Source organism: Bacillus sp. M13(2017) (assembly GCF_002218325.1).
Taxonomy (GTDB): domain Bacteria; phylum Bacillota; class Bacilli; order Bacillales; family Bacillaceae_G; genus Bacillus_A; species Bacillus_A thuringiensis_K.
This window is the reverse complement of sequence record NZ_KZ268500.1, coordinates 156,455-170,759: the sequence shown is the minus strand read 5'-3', so window position 1 is coordinate 170,759 and position 14,305 is coordinate 156,455. Positions and strand designations below refer to the sequence as shown.

The window sequence follows — 14,305 nt, the reverse complement described above, 5'->3', positions numbered from 1 at the left end:
AAAGTGCAGGTAAAATTAAGCATGTCATATTTATCCACAATATTCTAATTTACGAGTGTTTCATATAGAAAAACGCAGCCTTTCATGTAAGACTGCGCTTAAGCTTTACTCTTCCGATATACATCTATACTATCCGTTACACTTTGCAATAAAGAATTTACATACTGCGGGTCAGATAATTTTTTATCTTCTTCATGGTTTGACATAAACCCAAGTTCTAATAACACACCAGGAACCTTTGCCCAATTAAATCCAGAAAGATCATCCCGAAATTTAATTCCATTTACTTTTACTTGCTGGTTCTCCCTCATTTTATTTACAATCATTTGAGAGATTTGAAGACTTTCCGCATAAATCTCTCTCGTATACGGACTTCCTTCTGCCGGCGTCAATACAGCAAATCCACTTTGGTTTGGATTTTCAGAACCATCTGCATGAAGACGTAAAAATAAATTCGCCTTATGATTATTTGCGAATGTCGCCCGTTCTTTATTACTTATATCAACGTCTTGTGATGTTCTCGTCATTAATACTTGTATCCCTTTTGCTTCAAGCTTTTCTTTTAATAAAAAAGCCATTTCTAATACAAGTACAGCCTCTCTCTTTTTCGTCACAACACCTGTTGTACCGTCTGTCACTTTATATTTTTGCGTTGTTGCCCCTGGTCCAATCGGCTCTAAATTTAAATTCGCTTTTTGTTGATGCCCTGGATCAATAACGACGAGAAACTTCTCTTGTTTTTCATTACTCTCTACTTTTTGTTCATTATTTTGCACTGGTTGCTCAGTTGGCTGTACTGGCGTAGTTTCTTCTTTCTTTTCCTCAGATGATACTTCCTCTTGCTTATGTTCTACTTGCTCATTCGTTTGAATTGCTTGTGACTCTTCATTCTTTTCTTGTTCTTGCTGCTTTTCTACCGGTGCGTCTTCTTTGGTATCTTTGTTTTTCTCTTGTATAGAAGATGTAGTTTCTTTTTTCGGCTGCTCTTGTGAACAACCGGCCATATATATTCCAATGAATGCAATCATGCTCATTATTTTTATATACTTCATACTTCTCTCCCATCACTTTGCACCGGATTCAAAGTTTTTCTTATAATTGCCCTATAATCTCATCCATATTTCCAATATAAACTGGCTGCCATTTTTCTGTACCACGTTCTGCAGTATAAACCGGATAAGCGTCATCATCTATATTTACGAAAACTGGATCGCCCATATCCGTTTCATATCCAATTGTAATCCATCCTTCTTGCCACTTTCCGTTTTCTTCACTTATTAATGAATTTTTATGTTTATCATATCGATAACCGATTTGTCCTTTTTCTAATTCACTTTCACTAAACACATATATTTCATAAGTGCCTAGCTCAACATCTTGCTGTTTTGAAGTTTCAATTCGTTTTAGAAGTTCTGCGATTTTTAGTTGTTGTTTCATACGTCTATCCCCTTCTATTTTTCTAAATTTTAACTAGTTTGTTTATAAAATACAATATAGATTTTAAGAAAAAAGGTGACATCCTTATCATATTAACGATTTTTTAAATATATCTATCACAACTCTCAATATATCAACGATTCAACACGAAATTTCGATTTACCGACAAAGAACGCAAAAAAAGAGAGGTTGTCCAAAAGGACAACCTCTCTTTTCTTATATCAATTAAAATTTAAACTCTTGTCCAACTTCAAAGCTATCTTCTAATACAAGAATACCTTTTTCTTGTGGAGCATCTGGAAGCTCTAATTCACGTGCAGAGCAGATCATTCCAGAAGAAGGAACACCGCGAAGTTCTGCTGGTTTAATTAACATACCGCTTGGCATTACAGCACCAATTTTTGCAACGACAACTTTTTGTCCTGCATCAACGTTTGGTGCGCCACATACGATTTGTAATGTTTCTGTACCGATTTCTACTTTACAGATGTTTAGCTTATCAGCATTTGGATGCTTTTCTTTTTCAGCTACATAGCCTACAACAAATTTCGGAGAAAGATCTGCTTCTACTGTTTCTTCAAAGCCATTCTTCGCTAAAATTTCGTTGATTTTCTCTACAAGCTCTTTCGTTAATGTAAGGTTTCCTGTTTCTTTTACTTCTAAGTAAGAAGATGCATTAAAGATGTTGAATCCTGCTGTCTCGTTGCTTTCACGATCGTATACGCGTGCAACATCTCCTTTGCGATCAAAAGTACGGTTCTCTAAAGTAATATCTTGTAAGGCAACAATTAAAGTGTCACCAATTCCTTCAAGGTTGTAAAAAACGTTCACTTCGTTCATCCTTTCTCTTTTCCATCTGTCTTCTTCCGATTTTTCGCTAAAATAAAGATTGGTTCAAATTCTCCATCTTCATATACGAATGAAAGTGATGTAATCGGAACATGCCCTTCGGCAAAAAATTTCATTGTCATTTGTGCAATAATATCATAACCGATTTCGTTGACGATATCAGCAATAATTAATACATCTTGGTGAGGAACAGCAACAACCATGTCACCAGAAATCTTTTCACGCATCGATTGTAGTAACGATTCGTTTAAAATACGAGTCGCGTCATACCCATCATTTGTGTTTAAAAAGTAGAATGTATTACCCGCTACTGTGTCTTGTTTAAATTCATAACCTAACGAGCGTGCGTTGAATAATGCCATTTCACGCACTTGCTGTTCTGTAAGTTCTAATTTTTGTAATAGACGCTCATCAATTAGTCGATACGTTTTATTCGAATCTAACGCATAGTAAATACGTGTTTCCGCCGTATGATCCGTCATAATAAACGGATTTCCTTCTTCTGCTTGTTTCGGGAAAGAAGTAGAGCGAATAACAGGTAAAATTTTCGCTCCGCTATTTTCTTCTTTATGCATCGCAATTAGCGCTTCTTGTACGTAATAAGCAACTTCTTCAATTGCCTTTTCTTTGTTCACTTCCCATTTTGCCACAACTCCTGGAAGCGATACGTTAATACCTTTTTTGGAGTCTTTTTGTTCAATACGTAAAACTTCTTTCTCACTATCATACTGAAAGTCCCATTCTGGGCGAGATAATTTCTTTATTAACTCATCTTTCATCTTTTTACTTGTCATCTTCATCTCTTTTTCCTCCCTTCCAAAAAAATAACCTCCCCCGCGAAGGTAGAGGTTGTTTTACAATTCAATTGGCAAATTGCCTTATTTTAAACCTTCAATAAACTCTTCGATTTGTTCTTGTGTTTTACGATCTTTGTTTACATAGCGACCAGTTTCTTCACCTTTATTGTACGCTACAAAGCTCGGAATGCCAAATACGTCTAATTTTACACATAGATCAATAAACTCATCGCGATCTACATAGTAAAATGAGAAATCACTATATTTCTCTTCTACTTCTGGCATAAATGGGTCTACAAAGCGGCAGTCTGGGCACCATTCTGCTGAGAACATAAAGACTACATTCTCTTCATTTTTTAAATCTTGGAATTGCTCCATGCTTTCTAATGACTTCATCTATATTTCCTCCTCTAACGAGTGCATTTTTCATGTTATAATCTTTCTTTTATACTACCATACATCGCGCACGGTGCAAGGTTTATGCTTGCTTTTTGTCATACTTATATTGCCCAACTAACAACTTAACAACGTGTACAAATAATTCCGTGCGGTCGACATAATCATCTGTAAAAATACCAATCGCACCTTCGTGACTACGAATATCTTTTCGCTGCACAAACTCTTCCATCACTTCGCTTAATTCTTTACCATCTTCAAGAGGTGCTAAAAAATCGTCTGGTAACGTAATACGCGCTCCTCCGGCCACAAATACTTTCCCATCACTTGTTGCTAGCGCGCCCCAGTTACACATAAATAAACCGTGCTCCGTTTTCATTACACCGCCTTCTAGCCCAATACCAATTGGAGCTTCTCCTTCCTCTAGCGCTCGCTTCGCTCTATTAATCGCTCCTTCCATCGTCTCTTCATCTGAGAAAGGCTGAGCTGATACTCCTGATGGAACAGAAAGAGATGTAATTTCAGCATCTTTCCAAACCTTCTCCACAGCCCCAACCTTCGTTTTATTCTTCGATCCAACTACTACTTTCATTTCGTCCACCTCTATAAAAATTCATCATTCTATTCTAATATCCGCATCAAATACGAATTAAGTATCAACCACTATCACATACCACCAGGGAATCCCTTCTACCTATAAAAGAAGGTGGCTTTCCACAATATTACTGGTCCTAGACACAAAAACAGGCTTCTTCTTTCTTCCTACGCGCGGTCTTCACACATCATTCGAGCATCCATTAGGCACTGACCGCCACCACACACCGCTGGGTCATCTCTCCTACCTAAAAAAAGAAAGAGCTTTTAGCCCTTTCTTCTACGCGTTATTCTTAATTGTCTCTAACGTCGTTTTATCTGTTGTTCTTACAAGCTTCGTAATTAATTCTTTCGCCGCTGCATAATCATCAACATGTAAAATTGAAGCATGTGTATGGATGTAGCGTGCACAAACACCAATTACTGCTGATGGGATACCAGAGTTACTTGTATGTACACGGCCCGCATCTGTACCACCTTGTGAAATAAAGTATTGGTACGGAATGTTGTTTGTTTCTGCTGTATCTAAAATGAATTCGCGCATTCCTCTATGTGTTACCATCGTGCGATCATAAATACGAAGAAGAGCACCTTTTCCTAATTGACCGAACTGCGTTTTGTCACCAGATGCATCGTTTGCTGGACTTGCATCAAGCGCATAAAAAATGTCTGGTTGAATCATATTGGCAGCTGTTTGCGCTCCGCGGAGACCTACTTCTTCTTGTACAGTAGCACCAGAGTATAATGTGTTTGGTAATGTTTCATCTTTTAATTCTTTTAACAATTCGATTGCAAGGCCACATCCGTAACGGTTGTCCCAAGCTTTCGCCATAATTTTCTTTTCGTTTGCCATCGGCGTGAATGGGCAAATCGGCACGATTTGTTGTCCTGGTTTTACACCAATTTCAATCGCATCTTCATAACTATCTGCACCTATATCAATTAACATATTTTTTATATCCATCGGTTTTGCACGTTGCGCGTCACTTAATAAATGAGGAGGAATAGAACCAACAACCCCAATAACAGGACCATTCTTCGTCATAACTTGTACACGCTGTGCTAATAGAACTTGACTCCACCATCCGCCTAACGTTTGAAAACGAAGCATTCCGTTTTTCGTAATTTGCGTAATCATGAAACCTACTTCATCCATATGACCTGCTACAAGAACACGCGGGCCAGTTTCGTCCCCTTTTTTCAGACCAAATACGCTACCTAAACCGTCTTGTACAATTTCATCCGCATATTTGCTTAATTCTTGTTTCATAAAACGGCGTACATCATGTTCAAAACCTGATGCACCTTGTAATTCTGTTAACGTACGAAATAATTGTAATGTCTCTTTATTCACGAAGTCCCCTTCTTTCAAACCTTAGTAGAATACCTCTTTTATTGTAACGAAATTTTCGAAATGTTTCTAGTTTCTTCTTTTTTGGCTGTATTTGCTTTATAATTATTATCGGTACACTATTTTTATTTTATAGAATTGAGGTGAATATATGAGCTGGAAAGGTTTAGTAGCAGGTCTTGGCGTTGGGTTCGCAGCTGGTTGTCTCGTTGCAAACAAAGTACAAGAACAATCCCATATTTCTTCAGAAAAAGCATTGAAAATGGTGAAACAAGCATTAAGTCATAAAGGTGAAATTACTGGCTCTTGGGTACATATGGTTCCAGAGACATTTGAAAAATATGATGTCGCATATGAAGTTTATCGCGGCGGTCTTACAACAATGTTAGATGATATACAAGAACGATTTGAATTTTTAGTTGATGCTAAAACAGGTACTGTTTTAGAGGTTATAGCAGCATAAAAAGGAGGGTTCCCATTAGGTGAACCTCTTATTTTTTTGAAATTGCGGCTATTGATTAAAATTATATCAGCGATTTTTCGAATATATCGGCGCAACTCGTTTTATATCAGCGATTCCTCAATTATATCGGCGCAACTCAAATTATATCGGCGATTTCCCAATTATATCGACTTACCGACAAAACCCGACAATAAAAAAGAAGCTGCTCCAATAAATATGATGGAACAACCTCCTCTTTCTATGCTTCTATACTCGTTTTTCTCTCTATCTTTTCTACAATATGCCCTTCCTCATTCCACTTCACAGCGCGATAATACGCGTCATGATAAAACGTAAACCAAGCATCTTTTTCAGCACCATACTTCATCCACTTTTGCTTATTTTCAATCGAGGTCATAGGATAATCATCGTATGCCATTACCCATAATACATTTTGATGCGCGTGCGTCGGCAATAGGTCTGCTAAGTGTAGCATCGTCTCCCCTTGACTCTCCAAAGTGATAACTGCATGTCCATCACTATGACCACCCGTATGCGCCATCTTGATTTCATCTGTAATTTCTATTTCTTGCTGGAACGTAACAACTTGATCTACAATTGGCTCCCAATTTTCCTTCCAATATGTATTACGTGATCTAATGTTTGGATTCCTCATTTCATTCCATTCTGTTTCACTTACGTAAACTTTCGCATTTGGAAATGCTGGTACAAGGTGATCATCTTCCCATTTTGTTAGACCAGATGCATGATCAAAATGAAGATGTGTCATCAAGACGTAGTCGATATCTTCAGGCTTTAATCCTAATTTTTCTAATGATTCATAAACCGATGATTCTTCTGTTACACCTTGATTTCGTTTCATCTTCTCATTCAACTTACCGTTTCCTATCCCGGAATCAATGAGCATATTTCCGTCTTTCGTTTGCAAAAGTAACGGATCTGTTCGTAAATAAATATGATTTGTGTCATTATGTTTATATTTACGTGACCAAAGTACTTTCGGCACAACACCAAACATTGCTCCTCCATCTAAATGTGTATTCCCGCCTTTTAACCACGTTACTTTTATATCTCCAATTTGTAACTGTTCCATTACACATCCCCCTTTCAATTAATCTTAACATAAAATTCTGATTATTTTAGCTGTAAAAAAACCTATGCATTACTGCATAGGCTCTGTACGATATTTTGCTTCAACTCGGTAAATACGATGACCTTTACTAGAGAATTTCTCTTCGTATTCAGTCATGATGTTACCTTCAAAGTCGCTGTTATGAAGATCTAAGCTTAAGTACGTTAGTAACATACCATACTCAGCCATACTCATAAGAGAATATTCAAATAGACCTTGGTTATCTGTTTTGAAATGAATTTCTCCGCCTTCTACTAATACTTCTTCGTAATTACGTAAAAATGTTTTATACGTTAAACGACGCTTCGTATGACGTTTCTTTGGCCATGGATCTGAGAAGTTTAAATAAACGCGATCAATTTCACCTTTCGCAAAGAAAACTGTTAAATCTTCAGCATCTTTATTAATTAACTTTAAGTTTGGTAATTCTTCTTCAATTAATTTATCAAGTGCATCTACAACAACACTTGTGAATTTTTCAATTCCAATATAATTAATATGTGGATTCGCTTTTGCCATATCATACATGAAGCGGCCACGACCTGTACCTACTTCAATGTGAATTGGTTGTTCGTTTCCAAATACTTCTTTCCAGCTACCAGCGCGCTCCTCTGGGTTTCCGATTACGATATGTGAATATTCATTAATTCGATCCATTGCATACGGTTTATGTCTTAAACGCATAGATGTTTCCCTCTCTTTACATAGCTATTTTAAAGGAATAATTCCTTCTTTCTTTTTTAATCAATCTACCAAACAAAAAACCAAGTACGTACGAGCACTCGGTCCGTTTCTTTCAAGTATAAGATGTACCATTTTGATAAAAACTACATACAGCATTAAACATTCCATGACGAAACAGCTTTTTCTCTTACATTTGAAGAGAAAAACAATCGAAAGGATGATCCGTTCATGCCAATTAATCAACAACATCAATTAGAAGTGCTGAAAGATATTTTAGTCAACCACCAAAGTGATTGTTGCGGGACAGTTTCAGAATGCGAGCAATTAGAGCGCCTCATTCAATCGTTACTCGCAAACGATAATATAAGTAGTGACGCTAAAGCAATGCTAAACGATGTATATTCTTATAGTCAATCGGGTAAATCTTCCTCTAATTTGGACAACCATATTTCCAATAATCAAGAACAACTTACTCAGTGGATTGCTGGAATGGACAATTTTTCTTAAGTATTATTCTGAAGCAAGTAGTTGCTGTAAATATTGATGCCAATATTCAGCTTCTGCTTGCTGCTTTTTTGTTGTGTGCCATTGAATAGACAAAATCGTTTGTGCTATCACATACCATCTCATACGCCTAAGCAGCGATTCATCCATTTCAATATCATAATAACCGAGCCACTCACTCCACTCCTGGCGCGGAATGTACCAATATAATAACATACCGAGGTCTAGAGCTGGGTCAGCAATTACAGCTCCATCCCAATCAATTAAAAACAACTCATCTTCATCCGACAATAGCCAGTTGTTATGGTTTACATCACAATGGCATACAACGAATTCATTGTATTCAATAGCTTTTAATGAATCCATTAAATATTGAAGGCCTTGCTGAATTGTTTCATCATCCCTTATATCTCCTCTTAAAACGAGTTGCAGCTGTTGTAATAACTCTTGTGCGTGAAGCGGCTGCTTCCCAAGTCTTTGAATCATCTGTACAAGCGCTTTAGAGGAGTGTATTTTCTTCAAAAGTTTCGCAACACGTTCTAGTTTCATATCCTCTGGCTCTAGCTTCTGTCCCGGAAGCCATTTTTGAGCAGAAATTACATCACCATTCGTTACCCTTCTTGTCCAAAGTAATTTTGGAACAATTCCTTCTGCTGACAATACCGCTAAAAAGGGCGATGTATTCCGCTTTAAAAATAACTTCTGTTGTCCGTTTTGCGCAATATATGCATCGCCCGTTACTCCACCAGCCGGTACAAGACTCCACTCTTTTCCTAATAATTGTTCCAACCATTCCATATTCATTACCCGTTAACAAATCCTTATCTTTTATAGTTATGAAAAGAAAAACCGCAACATTTCTACATATGTTGTGGATTCATATATTTTACTGTAAATGAAAAGAAAAATTAGCCTAAGCCAAAAATCCTCTATTTTATTTTACAAAACCTGTCATAGAATGACAACTTATCAAAATCGTCACCTTTGTCAATTCTACATTTATTACATTCTCATCGTCAAGTAGCGATTTGTCACATTATCGTCAATATATACGTGCTAATTGGAGCCAGCTTAAGTTCCTTTCCTCTAAATGAAGAAATTGGCTCTATTTTCGCTTCGTTTTCGTTTACTAACACATGCCACGTTGCTTCTTTCGGAAGCTGCACAGTTTTGACTTCTAAACAGCTATTAAATAAGACGACAATCTCTTTCCACGGCCCAAACGATTCTGCATGCTCTAGATGATATGCAAGTACTTCTGTAGATGTTTGTAAAAAAGTCATATGTTTTTTTATAAGGTCTGCGTTTTGTAATCGGAATGCCCCATGCTCTTTACGAATCGCAATTAAACCTTTTATATAGTTAACGGTCTCTATCTCTTTCTCTTTTTGATCCCAATCTAATTGATTGATCTCATCATTTGCATTATAACTATTTTCATTTCCTTTCTTCGTACGATAAAACTCCTGCCCTGCGTGTAAGAAAGGAATGCCTTGTGAAAGAATAACCATCGCGCTCGCCAACAGGTGACGTTTTTTCAAAATCGCTTCTGATTCTTCATTACTGCGCACTAGTTTATCCCACATCGTCATATTATCATGACATTCTACATAGTTAATGCTTTGCGCCGGCTCTAGAAACAGCCCCGTTTCTTTCATACTTAAAAGACTTCCTGCTGCAATATACTGCAAATGGTTACAGTCTACATGCCCACCAAATGCAAAACCACGCTTATTTATATGAAATGTACTCCCTTTTATCCCATCACGAAATTGATCATTAAACTGCGCGATATGTGGCATTTTCTTCGCATTATTTAACGTTGCTTTTTCTTTGGCAGGAAGCGGTGTTTGTAAATCCCATCCTTCCCCTAATAACAAAGCATCTCGTTTTATGTTTCGCACTTCTTTTTCTATCATATTCATTGTATCAACATCTAAAATTCCCATTAAGTCGAATCGGAATCCATCGACATTGTATTCAGTAAGCCAATATAAAATAGACTCTACAATGAATTTCCTCATCATTTTCCGTTCAGATGCTATATCATTTCCAACTCCCGTCCCATTAGAAGGCATACCATCTTCACCATGACGAAAATAATATCCTGGAACAAGCTTCTCAAATGATGATAGCTCTCTTTCATAAACATGATTATATACAACATCTATAATCACCCTAATACCTTGTTCATGAAATGTTTCGATTAGTTGTTTACACTCAACTATCCTGTTATACGGATCAGAGGGGTTTGTAGCATAAAATCCTGTTGGTGCATTGTAATATAATGGATTATATCCCCAATTATAGGCGGATGAAGGATTCGCCTCATCTACACCACCGAAACAATATAAAGGTAATAGTTCAACATGTGTAACACCTAAATCTTTTATATGAGACAACCCTGTTAACGCCCCGTTCCGTCCTGTTGTTCCATCCTCCATCAATCCTTTATATGTTCCCTTTTGAATTACTCCACTATTTTGATGTATAGTCGCATCACGAATATGCAGTTCATACAATATGGCATCTGTCATTGATTGTAATGTTGGTAATCCCTCTCGTCTTGTTACATTCGTTTTTTCTAAATCGATAACAACACCGTGTTTTCCGTTTACCGTCACCGACTTTGCATAAGGATCCACAGCTTCGTTCCATATTAAATTAATACAAACAAGAAATGTATAGCGTGCTCCGTCTAAATCACCTTGTAATGTTTGAATCCAAACTCCGTTTTCTCCCCTGTACATTTCATGATCGATATATTCTTTATCACTCTTATAAATTCTTACTTTCGCAAGCCTTGCAGTTGGGGCCCATACTTTAAATGTCGTTTCTTCTTTTTGATACACAGCACCTAAATCTGTACCTTCGTAATAATACTTTTCATCGAAAATTGTCGTTCGAATAACAGCACCTATTTGTAAATCAGTTTCTTCATTCCGTTCATCTCGTACTGTATAATACTTCCCCACATCTAGCGGCTCTTCTATAAAGCACTCATACTTCGTTGCATCTGGAAGCGCAATAGTATGAGCAATCGGTAAATCTTTCACATTACTTCCTTCTTGCAAACGAAATGTCCGACTTGTTCCATACGCATGTGGGAGCAAAATTGTAATTTTATTCATTTCATCTAAATAGGCATCAAATGGACGTTTTACTTTCAACATAAAAAAATCACCATCATTCTCAAAGTTAAAATAAAGTGAAACTTTAATGAGCGAGAAAACTTTTCGATCCTCACTTATTATTAGCCTTCACCAATTAGGCGAGATAAAATGAGCTGCAAATGATAAGACTTTTCTTATCAACAAGACTCTATACAGTAACTCCATTCTTCTCTATAGTATATTCACCTGCATAAAAAACGTTTTCAACATTCTATTTTTGTAATTTTATTTCAGCAATCGATTTATACTTCGGGGTTTCTTTCACGTGGGATTCGTATAAAGTAATTGTATCTGCTTGAAATGATATTTTAGGCACTTCTTTTATAAGTTCTAAATCGAACTTTTCTTCTCCTATCCATTTACGAGCAACGGTAATATGCGGGTGATACGGGCGTGTTTCTAGAGAAAATCCATTTTCTTCACAAATGGCATGTATTTGCTTTTGCAACTGAAACAAATCGTGATTTTCACTTACCTTCGCCCAAAAAATACGGGGCTGATCTTCCCTACCAAACGTTGAAAAACCTTGTAACGTGAACGATAGTTCTTTTGTTTCTGCAATTGTTTGTAATCCATTCTTTATTCCCTCTAACTGTTCCTCCGTTGCACTCCCTAAAAATGAAAGGGTAATATGATAGTCTTCTTTATGTACCCATGAACGAAATTGCAATTCCTCTTGCATGTCCTCTTTATAGTTAGACAGCATTTCTTTTATATGATTCGGTAACGTAATTGCGACAAAATAATGCAGTTCCATGTACATCTTCTCCTTCTTTCTATTGTTGCTTTTCTTTCTTATCTCATTCAGGTAAAAAGAAGCCGCTCTCCAAAATAGAGAGCGGACATTATTTATATATCCATTACTTCGCTAATTCATGAATTGCTTGCGCGTAAATTGCTGTTGCTTTTAATAAGTCTTCAATTTCGATATACTCATCTTTTTGATGCGCAAGTTCTTCTTTTCCAGGGAACAGCGGACCAAATGCCACACCAGCTTTTAATGAACGAGCATAAGTACCGCCGCCGATTGCTAATAGTTCTGGTTTTTCACCCGTTTGTTCTTCATACACACGTTGTAACGTACGGATTAATACGTGATTTTTATCGACGTGATGTGGGCGAGAATTAGAATAGTCAGCCACTTCAAAACCATGCGTACCAACATATTCTTTCAACTTCACAATTGTTTCTTCAAAGTTAGTTGTAACTGGGTAACGTACGTTTAGCCCTAAGTTACCACCGTTTTCTTTCGTATAAGAAATGCGACCGACATTCACTGTTAACGGACCGCTAATTTCATCTTTATAAGCAATAGTAGCTTTTTCACCAAAAATATCACCAGTAAATGTTTCTGTTGCAAATGTCGCAAATGCAGTTGCTTTTCCATCAAGTGAAACTGTAGTTAAGAAGTTTGCTAATAATAAACCTGCATTTTCTCCTTTTTCAGGAGTAGATCCGTGCGCTGAAATTCCTTCTATTTGCAACTTCACTGTATTTCCTTCTATAGTCGATTTCCCTATTTTTTTAGCAGTTTGTAAATACTCTTCATATGCTACTGTAAGTGCATTTACATCTTCTCCTGTAATAACCGCTTCTGCAAAATCAGGGACCATATTTAAACGGCGCCCTGAATCAAATGAAACAAGTTCATATGTACCTTTTTTCTCTTCACTACCATTTTGCACAACTTGTATATCAGAAATTCCTTTTTCTGCATTAATAATTGGAAAGTCTGCATCTGGTGCAAAACCAATCGTTGGCATTTCTTCATTTTTAAAGTAGTGATCTACACATTTCCAATTGCTTTCCTCATCTGTTCCTATAATCATACGAACACGTTTTGAAAGAGGTAAGTCTAATTCTTTCACAATTTTCATCGCATAATATGCTGCCATCGTTGGACCTTTATCGTCAATTGCACCACGCGCAAAAATCTTTCCGTCGCGAATATCTGCACTATATGCAGGAGTTGTCCAGCCATCTCCTTCTGGTACAACGTCAACGTGACAAAGAATACCTACTAACTCTTCTCCTTGTCCCATTTCAAGATGACCTGCATATCCTTCTAAATTTTTAGAAGTAAAACCTTCATTTTCTCCTTTATGTAACATGAAAGATAAAGCTTTTTCTACACCTTCACCGAATGGTGCGCCCTCTTTCGCTGACTCTTCTTCCCATACACTTTTAATTTGTAAAAATTGTTGTGTATCACGAATTAAATCATCTTTTCGTTTTGCAACTTCTTCTGTCCAATTAATTGCTGACATCACGCATCCACCCTTCACTATATTGTTTCTTTCATCATAACAAACCGAAATCTCTTATGCCATACACGAAAATCAAATACCGAACAATTGTAATATTTCAGATATTTCTCATTAGTTTTTCTTTTATTTTTCTAAAAAAATTTGCAGGAATTTGGCGTTTTACGTAGAATTTTATGTGTTAGTTGACTGACCATATATACAATGTCAACTACCAATATTTTTCTATATGAATATTTGTTAAATTTCTGTAAAATTTAAGTAGATTAAAGCATGAATTTTATCATGTAGAGTACAATGGTAGTAACGACCTTCTTTCCTGAATGGGGTCAAAAAAACTAGTAGAGGAGTGGTTTTCTCTTGAAACCTACAACTACTCGTATGCTAACACGCATTAAATCAATTTATATGTACATCAATGAAAACGGAACGGTAACGACGAAAGACCTTGTAGATGAGTTCGGGATCACACCGCGAACGATACAACGTGATCTAAATGTGTTGCAGTTTAATGAACTCGTGTATAGCCCTTGCCGCGGTAAGTGGACAACAACAGGAAAGAAAGTGAGAATGACCTCATAACGAAAAATAATTGTATGGTAAATAAATACATACCCCTTTCTAATAATTAGAAAGGGGTCTTTTCTGCGCCTATAAAGGT

Annotated in this window: 16 protein-coding genes; 3 read left to right on the top strand and 13 right to left on the bottom strand. The window is 36.7% G+C overall.

What is annotated here, in order from left to right; all coding sequences use genetic code 11:
- Positions 1–98 precede the first annotated feature (98 nt).
- The 7 genes from CGQ22_RS01085 to CGQ22_RS01055 all read right to left on the bottom strand — a co-directional run bounded on the left by CGQ22_RS01085 (position 99) and on the right by CGQ22_RS01055 (position 5,427).
- Positions 99–1,052 (bottom strand): N-acetylmuramoyl-L-alanine amidase, encoded by a 954-nt coding sequence (locus tag CGQ22_RS01085; RefSeq protein WP_000874047.1) that lies wholly within the window; start codon positions 1,050–1,052, stop codon positions 99–101.
- A gap of 40 nt (positions 1,053–1,092) precedes the next feature.
- A complete protein-coding gene (locus CGQ22_RS01080) occupies positions 1,093–1,437 on the bottom strand; it encodes a hypothetical protein (protein WP_000813291.1) in 345 nt (114 codons plus the stop codon).
- Between the two features lie 225 nt (positions 1,438–1,662).
- Positions 1,663–2,277 carry a YtpR family tRNA-binding protein gene (gene ytpR, locus CGQ22_RS01075; RefSeq protein ID WP_001006761.1) on the bottom strand — a complete coding sequence of 205 codons (615 nt, stop codon included), beginning with the start codon at positions 2,275–2,277 and terminating at the stop codon, positions 1,663–1,665.
- Complete coding sequence (locus tag CGQ22_RS01070) at positions 2,274–3,086, bottom strand: DUF1444 domain-containing protein (protein WP_000784588.1); 813 nt, start codon at positions 3,084–3,086, stop codon at positions 2,274–2,276. Before CGQ22_RS01070 ends, ytpR begins: the two co-directional genes overlap by 4 nt.
- Positions 3,087–3,164: 78 nt before the next feature.
- Positions 3,165–3,479, bottom strand: coding sequence for a thioredoxin family protein (locus tag CGQ22_RS01065; protein WP_000838187.1), 315 nt, complete (start codon positions 3,477–3,479; stop codon positions 3,165–3,167).
- Between the two features lie 82 nt (positions 3,480–3,561).
- A complete protein-coding gene (locus tag CGQ22_RS01060) occupies positions 3,562–4,071 on the bottom strand; it encodes a DUF84 family protein (protein ID WP_000869936.1) in 510 nt (169 codons plus the stop codon).
- Positions 4,072–4,353: 282 nt separating this feature from the next.
- Positions 4,354–5,427 carry a M42 family metallopeptidase gene (locus CGQ22_RS01055; protein WP_001031508.1) on the bottom strand — a complete coding sequence of 358 codons (1,074 nt, stop codon included), beginning with the start codon at positions 5,425–5,427 and terminating at the stop codon, positions 4,354–4,356.
- Between the two features lie 148 nt (positions 5,428–5,575).
- Here CGQ22_RS01055 and CGQ22_RS01050 point away from each other — a divergent pair, with 148 nt between their 5' ends.
- A complete protein-coding gene (locus CGQ22_RS01050; protein WP_089148212.1) occupies positions 5,576–5,887 on the top strand; it encodes a PepSY domain-containing protein in 312 nt (103 codons plus the stop codon).
- 238 nt (positions 5,888–6,125) lie between these two features.
- Here the strand turns inward: CGQ22_RS01050 and CGQ22_RS01040 are convergent, their stop codons facing one another.
- Entirely contained in the window at positions 6,126–6,980 is an 855-nt protein-coding gene (locus tag CGQ22_RS01040; RefSeq protein WP_000436850.1) for a YtnP family quorum-quenching lactonase, read from the bottom strand.
- A gap of 69 nt (positions 6,981–7,049) precedes the next feature.
- Positions 7,050–7,703 (bottom strand): tRNA (guanosine(46)-N7)-methyltransferase TrmB, encoded by a 654-nt coding sequence (gene trmB / locus CGQ22_RS01035; RefSeq protein WP_001239385.1) that lies wholly within the window; start codon positions 7,701–7,703, stop codon positions 7,050–7,052.
- 228 nt (positions 7,704–7,931) lie between these two features.
- Here trmB and CGQ22_RS01030 point away from each other — a divergent pair, with 228 nt between their 5' ends.
- Entirely contained in the window at positions 7,932–8,210 is a 279-nt protein-coding gene (locus tag CGQ22_RS01030) for a YtzH-like family protein (protein ID WP_001122234.1), read from the top strand.
- A 3-nt stretch (positions 8,211–8,213) separates the two neighbouring features.
- Here CGQ22_RS01030 and CGQ22_RS01025 read toward each other — a convergent pair whose 3' ends face one another.
- The 4 genes from CGQ22_RS01025 to pepV form a co-directional block, all read right to left on the bottom strand.
- Positions 8,214–9,011 (bottom strand): phosphotransferase family protein, encoded by a 798-nt coding sequence (locus CGQ22_RS01025; RefSeq protein ID WP_001986674.1) that lies wholly within the window; start codon positions 9,009–9,011, stop codon positions 8,214–8,216.
- Between the two features lie 227 nt (positions 9,012–9,238).
- Positions 9,239–11,380 carry a type I pullulanase gene (pulA, locus tag CGQ22_RS01020; RefSeq protein WP_089148211.1) on the bottom strand — a complete coding sequence of 714 codons (2,142 nt, stop codon included), beginning with the start codon at positions 11,378–11,380 and terminating at the stop codon, positions 9,239–9,241.
- Between the two features lie 211 nt (positions 11,381–11,591).
- Complete coding sequence (gene thpR, locus CGQ22_RS01010) at positions 11,592–12,137, bottom strand: RNA 2',3'-cyclic phosphodiesterase (RefSeq protein ID WP_000418983.1); 546 nt, start codon at positions 12,135–12,137, stop codon at positions 11,592–11,594.
- 103 nt (positions 12,138–12,240) lie between these two features.
- Positions 12,241–13,647: a dipeptidase PepV gene (gene pepV, locus CGQ22_RS01005; RefSeq protein WP_001274248.1), complete on the bottom strand. Its 1,407-nt coding sequence runs from the start codon at positions 13,645–13,647 to the stop codon at positions 12,241–12,243.
- A 357-nt stretch (positions 13,648–14,004) separates the two neighbouring features.
- Between pepV and CGQ22_RS01000 the strand changes: the two genes are divergently transcribed.
- A complete protein-coding gene (locus tag CGQ22_RS01000; RefSeq protein ID WP_000805512.1) occupies positions 14,005–14,226 on the top strand; it encodes a DeoR family transcriptional regulator in 222 nt (73 codons plus the stop codon).
- Positions 14,227–14,305 lie beyond the last annotated feature (79 nt).